General features: G+C 39.4%; 15 protein-coding genes and 1 pseudogene. 11 read left to right on the top strand and 5 right to left on the bottom strand.

What is annotated here, in order from left to right; translation table 11 throughout:
* Positions 1 to 39: 39 nt before the first annotated feature.
* The 4 genes from AOLE_RS18485 (at position 40) to AOLE_RS18470 (ending at position 5,260) form a co-directional block, all read left to right on the top strand.
* Positions 40 to 444, top strand: a complete 405-nt coding sequence (locus AOLE_RS18485) for a helix-turn-helix domain-containing protein (RefSeq protein WP_013199162.1) — start codon at positions 40 to 42, stop codon at positions 442 to 444.
* Between the two features lie 147 nt (positions 445 to 591).
* Positions 592 to 1,851: an esterase-like activity of phytase family protein gene (locus AOLE_RS18480; protein ID WP_013199161.1), complete on the top strand. Its 1,260-nt coding sequence runs from the start codon at positions 592 to 594 to the stop codon at positions 1,849 to 1,851.
* Positions 1,852 to 2,063: 212 nt separating this feature from the next.
* Positions 2,064 to 4,445 (top strand): YgiQ family radical SAM protein, encoded by a 2,382-nt coding sequence (locus AOLE_RS18475; RefSeq protein ID WP_013199160.1) that lies wholly within the window; start codon positions 2,064 to 2,066, stop codon positions 4,443 to 4,445.
* A 314-nt stretch (positions 4,446 to 4,759) separates the two neighbouring features.
* Positions 4,760 to 5,260, top strand: a complete 501-nt coding sequence (locus tag AOLE_RS18470; protein ID WP_013199159.1) for a DUF2726 domain-containing protein — start codon at positions 4,760 to 4,762, stop codon at positions 5,258 to 5,260.
* A gap of 147 nt (positions 5,261 to 5,407) precedes the next feature.
* Here AOLE_RS18470 and AOLE_RS18465 read toward each other — a convergent pair whose 3' ends face one another.
* Positions 5,408 to 5,761 (bottom strand): RidA family protein, encoded by a 354-nt coding sequence (locus tag AOLE_RS18465; protein ID WP_013199158.1) that lies wholly within the window; start codon positions 5,759 to 5,761, stop codon positions 5,408 to 5,410.
* A gap of 193 nt (positions 5,762 to 5,954) precedes the next feature.
* Here AOLE_RS18465 and AOLE_RS20155 point away from each other — a divergent pair.
* Positions 5,955 to 6,071: pseudogene (locus AOLE_RS20155) on the top strand (hypothetical protein).
* Between the two features lie 4 nt (positions 6,072 to 6,075).
* Here AOLE_RS20155 and dinB read toward each other — a convergent pair.
* The 4 genes from dinB to AOLE_RS18445 form a co-directional block, all read right to left on the bottom strand.
* Complete coding sequence (gene dinB / locus AOLE_RS18460) at positions 6,076 to 7,131, bottom strand: DNA polymerase IV (RefSeq protein ID WP_013199157.1); 1,056 nt, start codon at positions 7,129 to 7,131, stop codon at positions 6,076 to 6,078.
* Position 7,132: 1 nt separating this feature from the next.
* Positions 7,133 to 7,891, bottom strand: coding sequence for a glycoside hydrolase family 25 protein (locus tag AOLE_RS18455; protein ID WP_013199156.1), 759 nt, complete (start codon positions 7,889 to 7,891; stop codon positions 7,133 to 7,135).
* Positions 7,892 to 7,968: 77 nt separating this feature from the next.
* On the bottom strand, positions 7,969 to 9,360 hold the full coding sequence (mdtD, locus tag AOLE_RS18450) for a multidrug transporter subunit MdtD (protein WP_013199155.1): 1,392 nt from the start codon (positions 9,358 to 9,360) through the stop codon (positions 7,969 to 7,971).
* A gap of 171 nt (positions 9,361 to 9,531) precedes the next feature.
* Positions 9,532 to 10,155 (bottom strand): LOG family protein, encoded by a 624-nt coding sequence (locus AOLE_RS18445; RefSeq protein ID WP_013199154.1) that lies wholly within the window; start codon positions 10,153 to 10,155, stop codon positions 9,532 to 9,534.
* 326 nt (positions 10,156 to 10,481) lie between these two features.
* On the opposite strand from AOLE_RS18445, the gene AOLE_RS18440 reads away from it, so the two are divergent.
* The 6 genes from AOLE_RS18440 to AOLE_RS18415 all read left to right on the top strand — a co-directional run bounded on the left by AOLE_RS18440 (position 10,482) and on the right by AOLE_RS18415 (position 19,053).
* Entirely contained in the window at positions 10,482 to 12,074 is a 1,593-nt protein-coding gene (locus AOLE_RS18440) for a TerC family protein (protein WP_013199153.1), read from the top strand.
* A gap of 71 nt (positions 12,075 to 12,145) precedes the next feature.
* Positions 12,146 to 12,613, top strand: coding sequence for a YchJ family protein (locus AOLE_RS18435; protein WP_013199152.1), 468 nt, complete (start codon positions 12,146 to 12,148; stop codon positions 12,611 to 12,613).
* A gap of 45 nt (positions 12,614 to 12,658) precedes the next feature.
* The gene (locus tag AOLE_RS18430; protein WP_002121256.1) at positions 12,659 to 13,303 is read left to right on the top strand and encodes a trimeric intracellular cation channel family protein; all 645 of its coding nucleotides are present in this window, start codon (positions 12,659 to 12,661) and stop codon (positions 13,301 to 13,303) included.
* An 82-nt stretch (positions 13,304 to 13,385) separates the two neighbouring features.
* Positions 13,386 to 14,705, top strand: a complete 1,320-nt coding sequence (gene niaP / locus AOLE_RS18425; protein WP_005037373.1) for a niacin transporter NiaP — start codon at positions 13,386 to 13,388, stop codon at positions 14,703 to 14,705.
* Between the two features lie 152 nt (positions 14,706 to 14,857).
* A complete protein-coding gene (parC, locus tag AOLE_RS18420) occupies positions 14,858 to 17,077 on the top strand; it encodes a DNA topoisomerase IV subunit A (protein WP_013199151.1) in 2,220 nt (739 codons plus the stop codon).
* 296 nt (positions 17,078 to 17,373) lie between these two features.
* Positions 17,374 to 19,053: a long-chain-fatty-acid--CoA ligase gene (locus tag AOLE_RS18415; RefSeq protein WP_004795215.1), complete on the top strand. Its 1,680-nt coding sequence runs from the start codon at positions 17,374 to 17,376 to the stop codon at positions 19,051 to 19,053.
* The last annotated feature ends 8 nt before the right edge of the window (positions 19,054 to 19,061 follow it).

Raw genomic sequence — 19,061 nt, 5'->3', positions numbered from 1 at the left:
TTGTGCAAGTTAAAGTTAACTTGAAGTCAAGAGGTTATTATGGATATTGGTGAAGTCGCTAAAAGGGCAAAAGTCACAACAGCAACACTACGTTTTTATGAAGAGAAAGGATTAATTAAATCGATAGGACGGCAAGGTTTACGTCGGCAATATGGGAAACAAGTGCTTGATCAACTGGCACTTATTGCTTTAGGACGTGCTGCGGGTTTTTCTTTAAATGAGATCGCTACAATGTTTGGGCAAGATGGTAAGCCTGATCTTGATCGGCAAAAACTAAAAGATAAAGCTGAACAACTAGAGCAAATGGCAAAGCGATTACATTTTATTAGTCAAGGATTACAACATGCTGCTGTGTGTCCTGCTGAAAATCATATGGAATGCCCAACTTTTCAGAACTTTTTGAATGCAGCAATTGCTGGAGAATATCAGCCAACGAAACTTTAATTCTTTTTGATGAAGTCATTTAGTTTGTGTCTGTATTGAACAGTTGGGTTTGTCATATTTTCGCCATAAAGATTTCATCTTTTTGAAGTAAAAACTTCATATAAGCTTGATTAAATTTGGTTAATTTTTTACCAAATGTATAAAACTATGAGCAAAAAAACTTTAGTCGCATTATTATGCTGTGCCAGTTTAGGATTGACCGCATGTAATGATGATAACGATCAAGATCAAACATCACCTACTGAAAACGTTACCGAACCAACTTTAATTTCTTTTGCCAAATTACCTGTAGAAACCTATGCTGCTGGCCCAGACTCTGGGGCATATGTGAAAGGTGCAAATGGAATTTATCCTCCATTTAAGGGTCAACCTGTACAAGGCTTTTCTGCTGCATTAAAAAATGAAGATGGCAGTTATATGGCAATGGCTGATAATGGTTTTGGGACTCAAGATAATTCAGCAGATTTTTTACTTCGTATTTATAAATTAAAACCTGATTTCAAAACTAAAGCTAAAGGCACGGGTCAAGTAACTGTGCAAAGCTTTATCCAGCTGCATGATCCGAACAAATTAATTCCATTTAATATCGTGAATGGTGATACAGCTGAGCGTTTATTAACGGGGGCAGATTTTGATCCAGAGTCTATGCAACGTACTAATGATGGGACCTACTGGATTGGGGATGAGTTTGGACCTTATTTACTTCATTTTTCAGCGGACGGTGTGCTATTAGATGCACCAATCGCTTTACCAAATCCATTAAATCCGACTCAAGAATTACGTTCACCACAAAATCAGTTTAATAAAGCGCAAATTAATTTTGTAGAGCCTTTGGTTCAGCAAAGTGGTGGTTTTGAAGGAATGGCAATTTCACCGGATGGGCAGTTTCTTTACCCTCTTATAGAAAAGCCAATTAAATCAATTCGAGAAACGGAACGACAATTATTGATTTCTCAATTTGATGTGAAGAAAAAAGCTTACACAGGAAAATATTATTGGTTCCAATTAGACAGTAAAGCAACCAATATTGGTGACTTCCAGCTCTTTAATGATAAAGAAGGAATCATTATTGAACGTGATGCGACCCAGAATAATTTAGGCGGCTATAAAAAATTAATCCGTATTAAATTAAATGAGTCAGGTCAGCTAGTAACCCGTGAAGATTTAGTTGATTTAATTAAAATTGCTAACCCGAATTTGTTGTATGGCACAGCTAGAGCAGGGGATATTGGTACGGGACAGGTTTTTGCCTTCCCATTTGAAACCATTGAAGATGTGATTATTGAAAATGGCACAACGCTTACCGTTTTCAATGATAATAACTTCCCAGGTTCGACAGGACGTAATGCAAAATTGGCTGATGATAATGAGATTATTCAGATTCGTTTGCCAAAAGCTTTGTTCTAAGCTTTATAAATAAAAATTAAAACTGCGGCGGATTTTATTCCGCCGTATTTATTCCAAGAATAAAATATTGAGTAAAGTTTAATCAAATTAATTTCTATATTGTTGTTTTCGCATGTTTTATAAACAGGGAAAATGAATGGAATTCATGTTAAAATGATCGGCTTTCATCTTTAGATGTCTCTCCTCCATCTGCTAGCCGAGATTCGCAAGCCATGTCTACTGCCTACACCATGCAGACTGCGCCAAAAGCGCTGTTTGATTACGACAAATATTGGGCGTCGTGTTTTGAACCCGCACCATTTTTGCCGATGTCACGAGAAGAAATGGACCAACTCGGCTGGGATGCATGTGACTTTATTTTAGTCTGTGGCGATGCTTATATTGACCACCCATCATTTGTATCGGGTGTGATTGGGCGTGTACTTGAAGCACAAGGTTTCCGTGTCGGAATTATTGCGCAGCCAGATTGGACCAATGTTGAAAGCTTCCGCGTTTTAGGTAAGCCAACGATTGCTTGGGGTGTAACCGCAGGTAATATGGATTCGATGATTAACCGTTATACGGCAGATCGTAAAATCCGTTCTGATGATGCTTATTCTCCAAACAATGAACCAAATAAACGTCCTGACCGCGCAGCAACAGTTTATTGCCAGCGCTGTCGTGAAGCTTTCCCAGATGTACCAGTGTTATTAGGTGGTATTGAAGGTAGTTTACGTCGTATTGCGCACTACGATTATTGGTCAGATAAAGTTCGTCGTTCGATTTTGATGGATTCAAAAGCCGATTTACTCATGTATGGTAATGGTGAGCGTGCCATTATTGATGTGATGCATCGTTTGGCCAAAGGTGAAAAAATCCACGAGATTACTGATGTTCGTGGTACAGCATTTATTATTAATAAACATAACAAAGCATCAAAAGCAAAGTTTGTTGAAGTTGCGAGTAATGATGTAGATACGATTGGACGTGTTGATCCAATTATTAACCCATATGTCATGACTGAAGATATTGATGGCTGTGAGGTTGAAAAAGAAAAAGGCAACTCATTAGCTCAGTATCAAGATTTCCAGAAAGAGATTGTTGCAAATCCGATTGTACGTGAAGGTGACAAACTCGATGACGACACTCAAATCGTTCAATTAAAGCTAGCACCGTCAAAAGCAATTAAACACAAATTACCTCCACGCGAGTTAGCGGTGATTCGTTTACCTTCTTTTGAAGAAGTGGCGAATGATCACGTGCTTTACGCGCATGCAAACCGTATTTTGCATCTTGAAACTAATCCGGGTAATGCCCGTGCTTTGGTTCAACGCCATGGTGAACGTGATGTCTGGATCAATCCACCACCAATTCCTCTAACGACTGAGGAAATGGATTATGTTTTTGATCTTCCATATGCACGTTTGCCACATCCTACTTATGGCGATGCTCGTTTCCCAGCATTTGATATGATCAAATTCTCGGTCAACATTATGCGTGGCTGTTTTGGCGGCTGTACATTCTGTTCAATTACAGAACATGAAGGTCGTATTATCCAAAACCGTTCGGAAGATTCGATCTTACGTGAGATTGAAAAAATCCGTGATACTGCACCAAACTTCACCGGCATTATTTCAGATTTAGGTGGTCCAACGGCAAACATGTACCGTTTGCATTGTAAAGACCCTGAAATTGAGAAGAACTGTCGTAAACCTTCTTGTGTATATCCGGGCGTTTGTCAAAACTTGCATACCGATCATGCGCCTTTAGTACAGCTTTATCGTAAAGCACGTGCAATTAAAGGTGTGAAGAAAATTCTGATTGGTTCAGGTTTACGTTATGACCTTGCCGTACTCAACCCTGAATATGTAAAAGAACTAGTACAACATCACGTTGGCGGTTATTTAAAAATTGCTCCTGAACATACCGAAAATGGTCCTTTATCTAAGATGATGAAGCCGGGAATTGGTACTTATGATCGTTTCAAGCAAATGTTTGACCGTTTCAGTAAAGAAGCAGGAAAAGAGCAATATTTAATTCCTTACTTTATTGCAGCACATCCGGGTACATCAGATTATGACATGATGCACCTTGCAATTTGGTTAAAAAAGAATGGTTTCCGTGCCGATCAAGTACAGACGTTCTATCCATCGCCAATGGCAACTGCAACAACCATGTATTATTCGGGCAAAAACCCGCTTGCTAAAGTCGCTCGCTATACTGAAAAAGTTGATATTGTAAAAGGTGAGAAACGCCGTCGTCTGCATAAAGCATTCCTACGCTACCATGATCCAAACAACTGGCCATTACTTCGTGAAGCTTTAAAAGAAATGGGCCGTGCAGATTTAATTGGTAATTCAAAGCAGCACTTGATCCCGACCTATCAGCCACAAGGTACTGCTGAAGGTGAATATAAGTCGGCACGTAAGAAGAACTCTTCTGTAGCGGGTGATTCAGCAAAACGTGGTCAGGGACAATCTCGTTCAGCAGCAGGGCAAAAACGTCCACAAAAAGGACAGGTTCTAACCCAGCACACTGGTTTGCCTCCTCGTGAAACAGGTGAGAAAAGACCATTTGGTGGAAAAAGTAAACCTAAAAGCAAGGTTCGTGGATAGTGATAAAACAGGCTCTTAAATAGAGCCTGTTTTGTTCTTAAAGTATTTATTTAAATCGTATAGTGAGATTTTTGAAGATTAAAAGTACAAAAAACGTAACGAATAATGATAAATAGCAAAAATCTGACGAGCTGCACTTGATTGTTGTAGACTCTATGATTATAAATAATGTGAGGGTGGCTAAATTTAAGCCAAGCTTGATAACTACAAGTGAAATTACTAAGTGAACCTTTTAAAAAACGGCTGTGTCGTTATCAATTAAAACAAAGTGTGATCTAGCAAAATCATTATAAAAAACCTAAAGGATTGGACCCATGTACTATTTAATCACGATCTTATTATTATTTTTGGCTGTTGTAATGGCAGTGAAAAGTCTTTCGCGAAGGCATCAACATGATAGTGCCTTGAAGCGCCGTGCAGTATTAACTAGTCATGAGCAAATGACATTAACCAGACTACAAACAGTTTTACCTAAATTTACCGTGTTGGCACATGTATCCTTTGATGCATTATTAACTACAAAATATGCGCATACACGTCGAAAATATCAAAATATGGCAGCTGATTTTGTTGTACTTGATCAAAATTATCAGGTTGTTGTCATTGTAGTTCTTGGTGAAAATGGTTTACGCCGTGCGCATCAACAATATGAACGTCGTCTATTACAATTGGCTGGCTATCGTGTACTGCATTACAGTGAGGTACCTGATTATCACGATCTGAGAAGGGACTTATTGACTCCAGAAACAGAGATGGCAACTTTACATGCAACGCCGCAACTAGAGAGAATGTCAAATGCGTTTGTGAAGTCTTAAAAATTAGAGATTATAGCAATTGATTAGAGAACTCATTAAAGAAGATCTTAATAACATGCTGACATTAAAAATGTTAAAACTACTAAAAAATTGAGCAATATAACTAGGGATATTGCTCAATTTAGTGTCACTTTATATTTATAAAAATTATGGAAGTACTGCAACAACCGTCATTTCTACAAGCACGTCTGGCGCATAAAGTTTGGATTCTACACAAGTACGTGCTGGTGGATGTCCTTCACTAATCCATGCATCCCAAACAGCATTCATTGCTGCATAATCTTTGTCGATATCTTTTAGAAAAATCATAACAGAAAGAATATGGGTTTTATCTGTTCCAGCTTCTGCCAATAGACGGTCAATATTATCTAAAGTTTGTTGAGTCTGTGATGTAACATCTACGCTTGTATCATCTGCGAGTTGGCCAGCTAAATGTACCAAATTACCTGAAATCGCAACTTCGCAGTAGCGTGAAGTCACGTGTAAACGCTTTACCGTCATAAAAATGCTCTAGAGTGGCTTTATTTAATAGTTTTGATTTTATGAAGAGTTACTGGGTTGGTGCAAGCAAGTAGAAAGGAATTTCAGTAGATTATTGTGATGAAGGGATATCTAAGCCATGTATCAGAAGAGCCCTGTAATATTCGGATTTGGTCGTCACGCCAATCACAGGACGATATGCCGAAAGTAAAGGTTGCTTTGGCATGTTGCAAATACATGGGTAATGAATATGCGTTGATTAGGTTACTCTAAAGTCTCAGTAAAAGGGAGTCTATTTTGTTTAAAAGTTGCTCTTTCGAGTGAAAATTAATCAATCACCAAAGGTTAAGTTGGAAGTCATCCGCTTGGGTCTGTAATTGATAAACTCCTATACCAATTAAGCGAAACTGAAAATGTTCAGGAATCTGCATTTCATTTAATAATAAAAATAAAACTTGGATTAAGTCCTGTAGCGACTGGATCGGTCTTTTAAAGCTTTTACTATGTTGTAAAGTCTGAAAATTCTTGAGTTTAAGCTTAATATTCACACCACGTGCATTGAGCTGTTTTTTCTCTAAGCTTTGCCAGACTTTCTCGGCTAGTCCCTGCCAATAGGGCTGACATTGAACCAAAGTAAAGTCACTATCGAAAGTGGTCTCTTTCGAAATTTGTTGGCGGGCTCTTTCAGCTTGAACAGGTCTATGGTCAATTCCTTGTGCATATAGGTAGAGTTGTTGTCCATATTTACCGAAGTGGTGAACTAAAATAGCCTCTTCAATTTTCTGTAAATCGCCCAAAGTATGTAGTTGAAGTTGCTGTAATTTTTCCTGAGTGACTTTACCGACGCCAGGAATCTTTTTAAGTGGCAGGTCTTGAATAAAACTAGCAACCTGAGAAGGTTTAATTACACATAAGCCATTCGGTTTATTCCAATCTGAAGCAATTTTTGCCAAAAATTTATTAGGAGCTACACCTGCTGATGCAGTCAGTCCAGTTAACCTAAATATATCTTCCCGAATATGCATCGCAACCTCGGTTGCACTCGCAATCTGTTTTAGATTTTCTGTGACATCCAAATAGGCTTCATCTAAAGATAAAGGTTCAATAAGCAGAGTATATTGCTGAAAAATAGAGTGAATTTGAGCAGAGACTGTGCGATATTTTTCAAAATTTGGCTCAATAATAACGACCTGAGGGCATAGTTTTCTTGCCTGACTCATCGACATGGCTGAACGCAAACCAAATTCACGGGCAGGATAAGATGCAGCAGCAATGACAGCTCGCGGATGATGCGAAGAAATAACTACAGGGAGATGCTTTAGATCAGGACGCTCTCGCAATTCGACTGATGCATAAAAGGCATCCATATCGATATGAATGATTTTGCGCATATTATTGTGCTTTCACGATGCCTTGCTGCTGTAAGAATTGGTGCCATTCTTTGACTGAACCCTCATAAACATTTAAGTCTACGGGCTTTGTTATCCCTTCAATTTTACCCTGATTACTATGCTGCCAAAAGAGCCATTTTCTCTTGTCTTTAAGTTCAGGTTTACCTTCATAATCACGAACCCAAAGTGGTGTATTAGGAAAACTACCGATTAACACAATGTGATAAAAAGTTTTAGAAATATAAAATATAGGCTGTTTGCCATAATGCTGTTTTAGGCGATCATGCATGATGCCTATTTCTTTAAGTAATTGTTCTTTGGTATGCGAATTAATACAGTTACCGTCATATTCCAGATCAATGACGGGAGGAAGAGCATCTAATTTTTTAGGTACAGTCGCAATAAAGTTATCAGCTTGTGTCTTTCCATCACGACACAGGCGATAAAAGTGGTAAGCCCCTACATGAAACCCATGTTCACGAGCTTTGAGCCAGTTTTCTTGAAATTTTGAATCTTTGTAATCACCGCCTTCAGTTGCTTTTAAATAAAGGAATTGGAACTTTTCCGGTGATATTTTTTTCCAGTTGATATCTTCTTGATGGTGAGAAACATCAAAGCCTTGAACTGGATAATCTTGAGCAATTGCTTTTTGTTGGTAGAACAGACCAAAGTAAGTGAGAACCCCCATAACACAAGCTAGAATAATCCCGATTAGGGTGTTATAGCGTGGTGCAGAAAAGGTTTTTGCCAGCTTGGTCATGCAAAACTCATTACAGATTTGAAGCCGACATCATAACGTGATTCAAGAGGGAGAAACCACGCTAAAAATGCAACGGCTTATACGGGGGTATTTTTTGGAATTTGCCAGAAAATAAGCGCTGTAATGATATTGATACAGCCGAGGCAAATTAAAGTGACGTGGAATGCAGTGGTCACATGGTCAGCTCCATAATAATCAGTAAAGATATTAATGAGTGTGCCAGCGAGTGCCACGCCAATACTCATTGATAGCATCATGATCATCGATAAAAAGCTATTACCGCTACTTGCATCTTGTTGAGGCAAATCTTTTAAGGTCAATGTGTTCATACCCACAAATTGCAGTGAGTTTAATGTGCCAAATAAGAAAAAGTGTAAGGCTCTAAACCAAGTTGGAGTATCGACTGTCATGATGGCGAAAGAGGCGATACATAGCCCGACCAGCGTTGTGTTAATGAGTAAAAAACGTCGATAGCCAATCTTTTGAATAATCGGTCTGACAATTGGCTTTGAAAATAATGAGCCTAAGACCAAAGGAATCATCATTAAACCTGCTATGAAAGGTTCAAAGCCAAAAGCCACCTGTAGCATGAGCGGTAAAACAAAAGGTAAAGCATTACCACCAAAGCGAGCAAAGAAATTACCTAAAATACCAATCGCATAAATTTTGTTTCTAAAAAGTCGGCTACGGAACAACGCATTTTGATGAGTATGTGAGTGATAGGCATACCAAAGCGTTGCGATTATACCGACGACTAAAAGTGAAATGCTGAACCAGTTTGAATATTCAGGTGAGGCTAAATGTTCGATACCCAAAGACCATCCAATCATGGCCACCACTAATAAGATGAAGCCGCCTAAATCAAATGTTTTGACTGAAGGTTCTTTTAAATTAGGCATGACTTTTAATGTCATTAAGATGCCTAAGATACCCATGGGAATATTGATGAGGAAAATCCAGTGCCAAGTTGCAACTTCAACTAACCAGCCACCTAAAGTTGGACCAGCCAACGGCCCGAGTAAACCTGCAAGACTCATTAAGCTCATTGCAGCTAAGAACTGAGTTCGTGGAATAATCTTTAAAAGTGATAGTCGACCAACAGGAAGCAGTAAGGCTCCACCTACGCCTTGGATGACTCGGAAAAATAAGAGTTCATTGAGACTCTGAGAAAGACCACAACCTAAAGAGGCTAAAGTAAAAATAACGATTGCCGATAAGAAAATATTTCTAACACCAAAGCGGTCTGCTAACCATCCACTTAAAGGAATGCAGGCAGCTACTGATAAAACATAGGCCACTACTACGCTATGCATGCGTAGAGGGTCTTCATTTAAATGGTGAGCCATTGCAGGAATAGCTGTATTTACAATTGTTGTGTCCAAAGCCTGCATAAAAAAGCCAATGGAAACCAAAAGTACGAGTAAGCGATATTCAGGTTGCAAGGCTTGGTGAGTCGGCGTGGCATTCATAACATTTGAAAGTTAACGTTTTGGTCTAGTGTAAAACAAATTGAAAGTAAAAAAAGTAAGACAATGTTGATTACCCCTTTAATAAATCTAAGTGCTTTTGAAGGTAGCGGTGAAAATAGTTAAAACAAAAAAAGCGGCAGAACCGCTTTTTTATGGAGAGTAGGTGAGTAACTAAACAACAAATCTTTTCGGCATTTTTAAATTTTTAATGACGTTATAAATTTGATCGACATCATCACATACAATTAATTTAGCTCGGTGCTGAAGGGGAAGAAAACCTTCTTGAACCGCATGGTCTAGTTGGGCAATCAATGCATTATAAAAGCCATTTACGTTATACAAAATCATGGGTTTTTGGTGTTGGTTAAGTTGGCCCCAAGTGGCTATTTCCAATATTTCTTCGAATGTTCCTAAACCGCCGGGTAATGCAATAAATGCACTTGCACGCTCTGCCATCATGGCTTTGCGCTCGTGCATGGTTTCTACGATATGTAATTCGGTTAAGCCAGCATGGGCTACTTCATAGTCGAGCATAAATTCAGGAATGACACCGACAGCTTCTCCGCCGTTTGCGAGAACGCTTTCAGCAACTTGTCCCATTAAACCAATACTGGCACCACCGTAGACTAAACCGAAACCTTGGTCAGCAATTCCATGAGCGAGTTCAATCGCCTTTTCTCGGTAGATCGGGTTATTTCCCGCACGTGAACCACAATATAATGCAATAAGAGGTTGTTTTGTTTTTACAGCTGTTATTGGTGAATCATTTACTGCCATTGTTAATACGCTATTCATTGTTTTATTTTCACCTTATCACGTTCATATTTCTTGTCTACACTAAGCAAAAAATATGACAACTTTATAAGCAGATTTATAGTAAAGACTAACGTTTTGTATGGGTTTAGTGAATGCCTGTCATGAACAAATAAAAATGATGAATTTATGTTAAATCTTGCCTATACTAAAAATTCGTTTAACAACATATGAACAAATATGGGTAGTGGTTGTAGTCGCTCCGTTTTAATTTCTTGTCCTAAAAAAACATTTTCCCTCTTTTGTATGGGCATGCCTGCTGTGTTGCCAAATAAAGATAAAATCCAATCAGCACAGGAGCAGGATCGATGATCTTTGAATGGATGTCTGATCCATCTGCTTGGGTGGGCTTAGCAACTTTAATCGTTCTTGAAATTGTATTGGGGATCGATAACCTCGTTTTCATCGCTATTTTGGCCGAAAAACTGCCGCCAGAGCAGCGAGCTAAAGCACGTATAATTGGTTTAATACTCGCCTTAGGAATGCGGCTAATACTTTTAGCTTCGATTGCTTGGGTCGTGACACTGACAGAACCACTCTTCCATATTTTTAATCACCCATTCTCTGGGCGTGATTTGATCTTGTTGTTCGGTGGTGTGTTCTTGCTCTTTAAAGGCACCATGGAATTGCATGAGCGCATGGAAGGTAATCAACTTCATAAAGAAGATAACCCTGTTCATGCTGCGTTCTGGATGGTCATTGTCCAGATTGTTGTGCTTGATGCTGTGTTCTCGTTAGATAGTGTGATTACCGCTGTAGGTATGGTGAAAGAGCTGTCAATCATGATGGTTGCAGTTGTAATTGCTGTCGGAATCATGTTGTGGGCATCGAAACCGCTCATGGACTTTGTTAATAAGCATCCAACGGTCGTTATTCTGTGTCTTGGTTTCTTAATGATGATTGGTTTCTCTTTGGTGGTGGAAGGTTTTGGTTTCCATATTCCGAAGGGCTACTTATATGCTGCAATTGGCTTCTCGGTTTTGGTGGAAATTATCAACCAAAGCATGCGTCGCAATCAGGAAAAACTGGTTACAACTACAGACTTACGTTATCGCACTGCCTCAGCTGTCTTACGTATGTTAGGAAGTAAAAGCAGTGGTTCTGGCTCAGATACGCAATCTTCTGATAAAGAAGACGTATTGGCTACACAAGCTTTTGCAGATGAAGTTTTTGACGAAGAAAATGGCGCTTATCATAGTGTGCTTGTGCAAGGTGTTCTTAGTTTATCAGAACGTCCTGTAAAGTCTGTTATGACTCCACGACCTGAACTTGAGTGGATTGATTTAGATGACGAACCAGAAGTTTTAAAAGAACGTTTAATGTCAATGACACACTCTCGTTTGATTGTTGCACGTGGTGAGCTTGATAATATTGAAGGTATTGCACTTACTCATAAAGTTCTAAATGGCTTTATTGAAACAGGTGTGGTCGATTTCCAAAAGCATTTACGTGAACCTGTCATTGTGCATGAAAATGCTCAAGTACTTATGGTGATGGAGCAATTACGTCAAGCACCGTTACAAATGGCAATCGTTTTAAATGAATATGGTTCAATTGAAGGTATTGCAACGCCAATTGATATTTTAGAAGCCATTGCGGGTGAGTTCCCTGATGAAGATGAGCTAGATGCAGCTGCCGAGAGCTTGGCAGATGGTTCATTAATACTTGAAGGTTCAACGGACATTCGCCACGTATCGCTTTTATTAGGTCGTGATTTGGTCGATGAGAGTGAACAGTATTCAACTTTGTCAGGTTACTTGTTATTCCATTTAGGCCGCTTACCAGAAAATGGTGAAGCTGTTGAAGCAGATGGTTATCGCTTTGAAGTGATTACAATGGAAGGTCATAAAATTGAGAAAGTTCATATTGTTTCTATCGAACAAGATGAATCAAAAGATTAAATGACATTTTAAGTCTAGAAACATCATAAAATAGCTCAACTCTGAGCTATTTTTTATTTGAGAAACATAGAATGACGCAACACACTTGTCCATGTGGAAAAGGCAGCTATGCAGAATGTTGTGAGCCTTTACATTTAGGCACAGCAAAAGCCCTGACAGCAGAGCAACTTATGCGTTCGCGTTATAGTGCTTTTGCATTACAGCAAATTGATTATATTGTTCAAACAACCGCTTTAGGTCAGCAAACTGCACTTGATAAAGCTGCCATTGCAGACTGGAGTAAACAAAATCAATGGTTGGGTTTAGATGTCGTTAACGCCAAAGAAAAACTCGATAAAACCCATGCACAGGTTGAATTCAAGGCACATTATCATGATGGACAAAAAGCTCAGGTTCACCATGAGGTTTCACATTTTGTATATCATCAACAACAATGGTTTTTTCTTGATCCAACGGTCGATATGCATGTCACCATGAAACAGCCTTGTATATGTGGCTCTGGAAAAAAATTTAAACAATGCTGTGCACAATTCCTATAACTTTATCTTAAAATACGCGCACCGTTTGGCCTGAGGGAAAGGGCAATGTTACTCACCGTTATTTATATTATTGCGATTACTGCCGAAGCCATGACAGGCGCACTGTCTGCTGGGCGACGGAGTATGGACTGGTTCGGTGTCGTACTGATTGCCTGTGTGACTGCTTTAGGGGGTGGGTCTGTACGCGATGTATTACTTGGTCACTATCCTTTAACTTGGGTAAAACATCCTGAATATCTTGTTCTGACTTGTTGTGCTGCTTTTGTCACAATTATTATTGCAAAATGGATGCGTCACTTACATAACATCTTTTTGGTGCTCGATGCTTTAGGTTTAATCGGGTTTACCATCATTGGTTGCCAAATTGCATTGCAAATGGGACACGGTTTTGTCGTATCAGCTGTAGCTGGTGTATTGACCGGAGTTTCTGGCGGTATTTTACGTGACATTTTATGTAACGATGTCCCATTTGTTTTCCGCCGCGAACTTTATGCGAGTATTTCTTTTGTGGCGGTCATCTGTTACTGGGTATGTCAGGATTTAGGGTTAAGTTTAGAGTTAACCGTCATTTCAACCTTAATTTTCGGTTTTACCCTGCGCCTAATTGCCATCTATTTTGGTTTAGAAATGCCTAAATTTATTTATAAAGATGATGATGCAGAATCGGCTTCTTCAACCGACGAACATTAATCATGCAGAATGCTATGTGAGCATGCTATAACAATTAAATATATTGTCTTGCTCACTTACTTTTTCCAGTAGAGTTTTTCCTATGGACCTGATTTCACGTATACAAAATCTTCCAATTGGCAAATTTCACTACACATTATTGTGGGTGGTTGGGCTAGGTTGGATGTTTGATGCGATGGACACAGGAATCATTGCTTTTATCATGACAACCTTAGTCAAAGACTGGGCGCTAACTCCCGCCGAAAGTGGCTGGATTGTGAGTATTGGCTTTGTAGGAATGGCGATTGGAGCAGTTTGCTCGGGGGCTTTAGCAGACCGTTTTGGCCGTAAGACAATATTTGCGACCACCATGGCAATTTATAGTATTGCGACTGCCTTATGTGCGTTTGCGCCAGATTTAAAGTGGTTATTAATTTTTCGTTTTATTGTTGGCGTTGGTCTTGGTGGACAGTTGCCTGTTGCGGTGACATTGGTGAGTGAATATATACCCGCACATGTACGTGGTCGTTTTATTGTACTCCTTGAAAGTTTTTGGGGTTTAGGCTGGTTAGTTGCTGCATTAATTTCTTATTTTATTATTCCTAAGTTTGGTTGGCATATTGCATTTCTGATGGGCGGCCTCCCTCTAATTTATATTTTAGTGATTTGGAAAAAACTTCCTGAGTCGATACCGTACCTGATTAATCGTGGTCGTATTGAAGAAGCACATGCTTTAGTTCAAAAATTAGAGGCTCAAGCTGGTGTTCAAATTGTTCATCATATTGAAGTCATGCCTGTAGCTATACGACAAAAGGTTTCTTTTAAACAACTTTGGAGTGGTCCTTTTGCACGCCGTAGTTTAATGCTCTGGCTCATTTGGTTTGGGATTGTGTATTCCTACTACGGTATTTTTACTTGGTTACCGAGTTTATTGGTGAAACAAGGCTATGACATTGTTAAATCTTTTGAATATGTTCTTCTTATGATTTTGGCACAGCTACCAGGTTACTTGGCAGCTGCATGGTTTGTAGAACGCTTGGGAAGAAAGATTACACTGGCTTCTTTTATTGGCTTTTGTGCATTGTCTGCATATTTCTTTGGACAAGCTGATAGTGTGAACAGCATTATGTTTTGGGGCTGTCTCATGTCTTTCTTTAATTTAGGAGCATGGGGAGTGTTATATACCTATACGCCAGAGCAATATCCAGCCAATATTCGAGCTTTTGGTTCTGGTTGGGCTTCGGCAATGGGGCGCTTAGGCGGGATTTTGGCGCCGATCGTTGTCACACATATGATGGTGGCTAAGAATGGATTTAGCCACGTTTTTATGATGTTTACAGTTGTTTTGCTTTTGGTTGCTGCTGTAATTTTGATATTGGGTGAAGAAACCCAAGGGAAAAGATTAGAGTCGATCGGGCTTTAGTTTTGCCTAACTTTATAGCAAGTAACTAAAAATATAGAGAGATGAGACATAATTTGACGCTCAGGTGACAGACTCCCTCTTGTGTCTGTAACATAGCCCACTTAGCATAAGACTCATTTAAAATAACGACTGATTTGGAAGATAAGCTGACTATGACCAGCCTTGCGCATCAAGCGACAGAAAACCGCTCTGTAGCCGAATTTACTGAACAGGCTTACTTGAATTATGCCATGTACGTCATTATGGACCGTGCATTGCCGCATATCAGTGATGGCTTAAAGCCTGTACAGCGCCGTATTGTCTATGCCATGAGCGAGCTAGGCTTAAAAAATAGCGGCAAGCCAAAAAAATCAGCGCGTACAGTAGGTGATGTGCTCGGTAAGTATCATCCTCATGGTGACTCGGCATGTTATGAAGCGATGGTATTGATGGCTCAGCCATTTAGTTATCGTTATCCTTTAATTGAAGGACAAGGTAACTGGGGGGCACCAGATGATCCTAAGTCATTTGCTGCGATGCGTTATACCGAAGCAAAACTTTCTGCCTACAGTGAGTTGTTATTAAATGAGTTAGGTCAGGGCACAACTGACTGGCAAGATAACTTTGATGGTTCATTAAAAGAACCTATTACGTTGCCAGCGCGTATTCCTAATATTCTACTCAACGGTACAACCGGTATTGCCGTTGGTATGGCGACAGATATTCCTCCACATAATTTACGTGAAGTGATTAAAGGAACGATTGCCTTAATTCGTAACCCGCAAACTTCAGATGAAAAATTGGCTGAATATATTCCAGGGCCAGATTTACCAACAAAAGCTGAAATTATTACTCCGCCAGAAGAATTACTCAAAATCCAGACCACTGGTCGTGGCAGTTACCGCATGCGAGCGGTTTATACCATCGAAAAAAATGAAATCGTGATTACTGAACTGCCTTATCAAGTATCGGGCTCTAAGGTGATTACTCAAATTGCCGACCAAATGCAGGCCAAAAAGCTGCCATTAGTTGTTGATATTCGTGACGAGTCGGATCATGCAAACCCAACACGCTTAGTGATTGTACTGCGCTCTAACCGTATTGATGCAGAAGCGGTAATGAGCCACTTATTTGCAACCACCGATTTAGAGTCGAGCTACCGTGTTAATTTAAACATGATTGGTGAGGATGGACGTCCTCAAGTTAAATCGATTCGTCGTATCTTGCTTGAATGGATTGAGATCCGTAAAAAAACGGTAACTCGCCGTTTAGAATATCATTTAAACCGAATTGAGAAACGCCTGCATATTTTGGCAGGTCTTTTAATTGCTTATCTTGATATTGATACAGTGATTCGTATTATCCGTGAAGAAGATCAGCCTAAACCTGTATTGATGGAACATTTCAATATTGATGAGATACAGGCAGAAGCAATTTTAGAACTTAAGTTACGTCATTTGGCAAAACTTGAAGAGATGGAAATCCGTCATGAACAAGATGAGCTTGCTGCAAAAGCTGCCATTATTCGTGAGCAATTAGAAAATCCAGAATCTTTAAAAAATCTGATTATTGGTGAATTAAAAGAAGACGCGAAAAAGTTTGGTGACGAACGCCGTTCTCCAATCGTGGTGCGTGCTGAAGCTGTTCAGATTAAAGAACAGGATTTAATGCCAGCTGAAGCAGTAACGGTGGTTTTATCTGAAGCGGGATGGATTCGTGCTGCAAAAGGTGCGGATGTTGATGCAGAGAATTTAAACTATCGTGCGGGTGACCAATATTTAAGCCACGCTGTGGGTAAAACCAATCAACGGATCTATTTCCTTGATGAGACAGGGCGTAGTTATGCCTTGCCTATTAGTAGTTTGCCATCAGCAAGAGGTTTGGGTGAACCATTAAGTTCTAAACTTGCTCCTGCAAGTGGTGTGTCGTTTATTCAGGTTTATCTAGAAGATGAAGAGTCTGAACTTATCGCTGCGAGTACCTCTGGTTATGGGTTTAAAACTCAAACCAAACAGCTAGATACCAATGCCAAGGCAGGTAAGACATTCTTGTCTGTTCCTGAAAAATCAAAAGCTTTACCATTAATATCTGCTCAAAATATGACGCACTTAGCGGTGCTCAGCTCAGCAGGTCGACTCTTGATTATTGATTTGGCAGAACTACCAAATCTAAATAAGGGCAAAGGTAATAAGTTGATACAACTTGATGCGAAAGAGCAAATTTTATCCATGACAACCCTGAACTTAGATGAAATAATTCAGGTGGTTGCAGGTCAGCAACATCTAAAATTAAAAGGTGATGATCTACAAAAATATATGGGTAAACGAGCTTCGAAAGGTCAGCTCTTACCACGTGGATATCAAAAAGCAAATAAACTGTTGATTCAGAGATAAAGCTAGCGTCTGGCAACATAAATACGCTATATATGGCAACATGTTCAAGCAATGAACTGAACTTGTTGGTATTGAATAACGATTAAAAGGACAGCAATTTGGAGTACGTAATTTGTACTCCATGCAAAAAATTTGGCAGGGTTAAATTGTCAAAACTTCTGTCTCATAATCTTGTTCGAAGTGTCATGAATGTGCCAATAAGTTTTAAATATGTTCTGGCACCAAGAAGCTAAAGAATAGCTGGGGCATTGAATAACAGTTATTACTAAGGATTACGAATCGGAGATAATGGCATTATGGAAAAAATTTGGTTTGCAGAATACCAAAAAACAGGGATTCCAGAAACAGTAGCATTGCCTGCGGAAAATACTTCACTTGTTGATATTTTTGAGAGTAATTTCCAAAAATTTGGTTCTCGCGATGCCTTTATCTTTATGGATAAAGCGATGTCATTTAATGAGTTAGAGCTTGCAAGCCGTAAGTTCGCGACCTATTTGCAAAATTTGGGGTTAGCAAAAGGAACTCGTGTGGCAGTGATGATGCCGAATGTATTGCAGTATCCTGTAGTTGCATTAGCTGTGTTACGTGCAGGTTTGGTGTTAGTAAACGTTAACCCACTTTATACTGCGCGTGAACTTGAGCATCAATTAAATGACTCAGGTGCAGAAGTCCTTGTGATTATCGAAAACTTTGCCAGTGTTTACCAAAGCATTTTAGGTAAAACTCCAGTGAAGCATGTTGTAGTTGCATCAGTAGGAGACATGCTCGGTACACTCAAAGGTACTCTGGTGAATTTTGTACTACGTAAAGTACGTAAACAAATTCCAGCTTGGAATATTCCAGGGCACGTTAAATTTAACTCAGCATTAAATAAAGAAAATGCGAGTAATTATAAGCGTCCGACTTTAACTTTAAGTGATACTGCTGTACTTCAATACACTGGTGGTACAACAGGCGTTTCAAAAGGTGCAGAGCTTACTCATCGTAATCTTGTAGCAAACTTACTTCAGTGTGATGGTATTTTCCAAAGTAAATTTGGAGCAAATGATGGCGCTAAAGGCGACCGTATTGTTTGTGCATTACCGCTTTATCATATTTTTGCGTTCATGGTTTGCGCGATGTACGGTATGTATAAAGGTCAGGCAAATATCTTGATTCCGAACCCTCGTGATTTACCAGCTGTTATTAACGAATTACGTAAATATCAACCATCATTCTTCCCAGCGGTAAACACATTGTTTAATGCTTTAGTGAACAATGAAGAATTCAAACAACTTGACCATAGCAATTTAAAAATGGCGATGGGCGGTGGTATGGCCGTTTTACCTTCTACAGCAGAAGCGTGGAAGAAAATTACTGGTACAACCATTATTGAAGGTTATGGCTTGTCAGAAACTTCACCGGTAGCAACTGCAAATCCACCTGCTTCTACTGAATTTAGCGGCACTATTGGTATTCCGTTACCTTTAACTGAAGTTGCTATTTTAGATGATGATGGTAAAGAAGTTGCTTTAGGTGAACAAGGCGAAATCTCGATTCGTGGTCCTCAAGTGATGAAGGGTTACTGGAATCGTCCTGATGAGACAGCTAAAGTCATGACAGCAGATGGTTTCTTCCGTACGGGTGACATCGGCGTGATGGATAGTCGTGGATATACAAAAATTGTAGACCGTAAAAAGGATATGATTTTGGTTTCTGGCTTTAACGTTTACCCAAGTGAAATCGAAGAAGTTATTGCTAAACATCCAAAAGTATTGGAAGTTGCAGCGATTGGTGTTCCAGATGAAAAATCAGGTGAAGTGCCAAAACTCTTTATTGTGAAAAAAGATCAAAGCTTAACGACTGAAGAAGTTTTGAGCTTCGCTAAAGAAAACTTAACAGGCTATAAACGCCCTCGTTATGTTGAGTTTATGGATGAATTACCAAAATCAAATGTAGGCAAAATTTTACGGAAAGACTTACGTAAACCAGCCTAATCAGTTAA

It is taken from the genome of Acinetobacter oleivorans DR1, from assembly GCF_000196795.1.
GTDB lineage: Bacteria > Pseudomonadota > Gammaproteobacteria > Pseudomonadales > Moraxellaceae > Acinetobacter > Acinetobacter oleivorans.
Note: the sequence above shows the minus strand (reverse complement) of the source record. Positions and strands in the feature narration are given on the sequence as shown.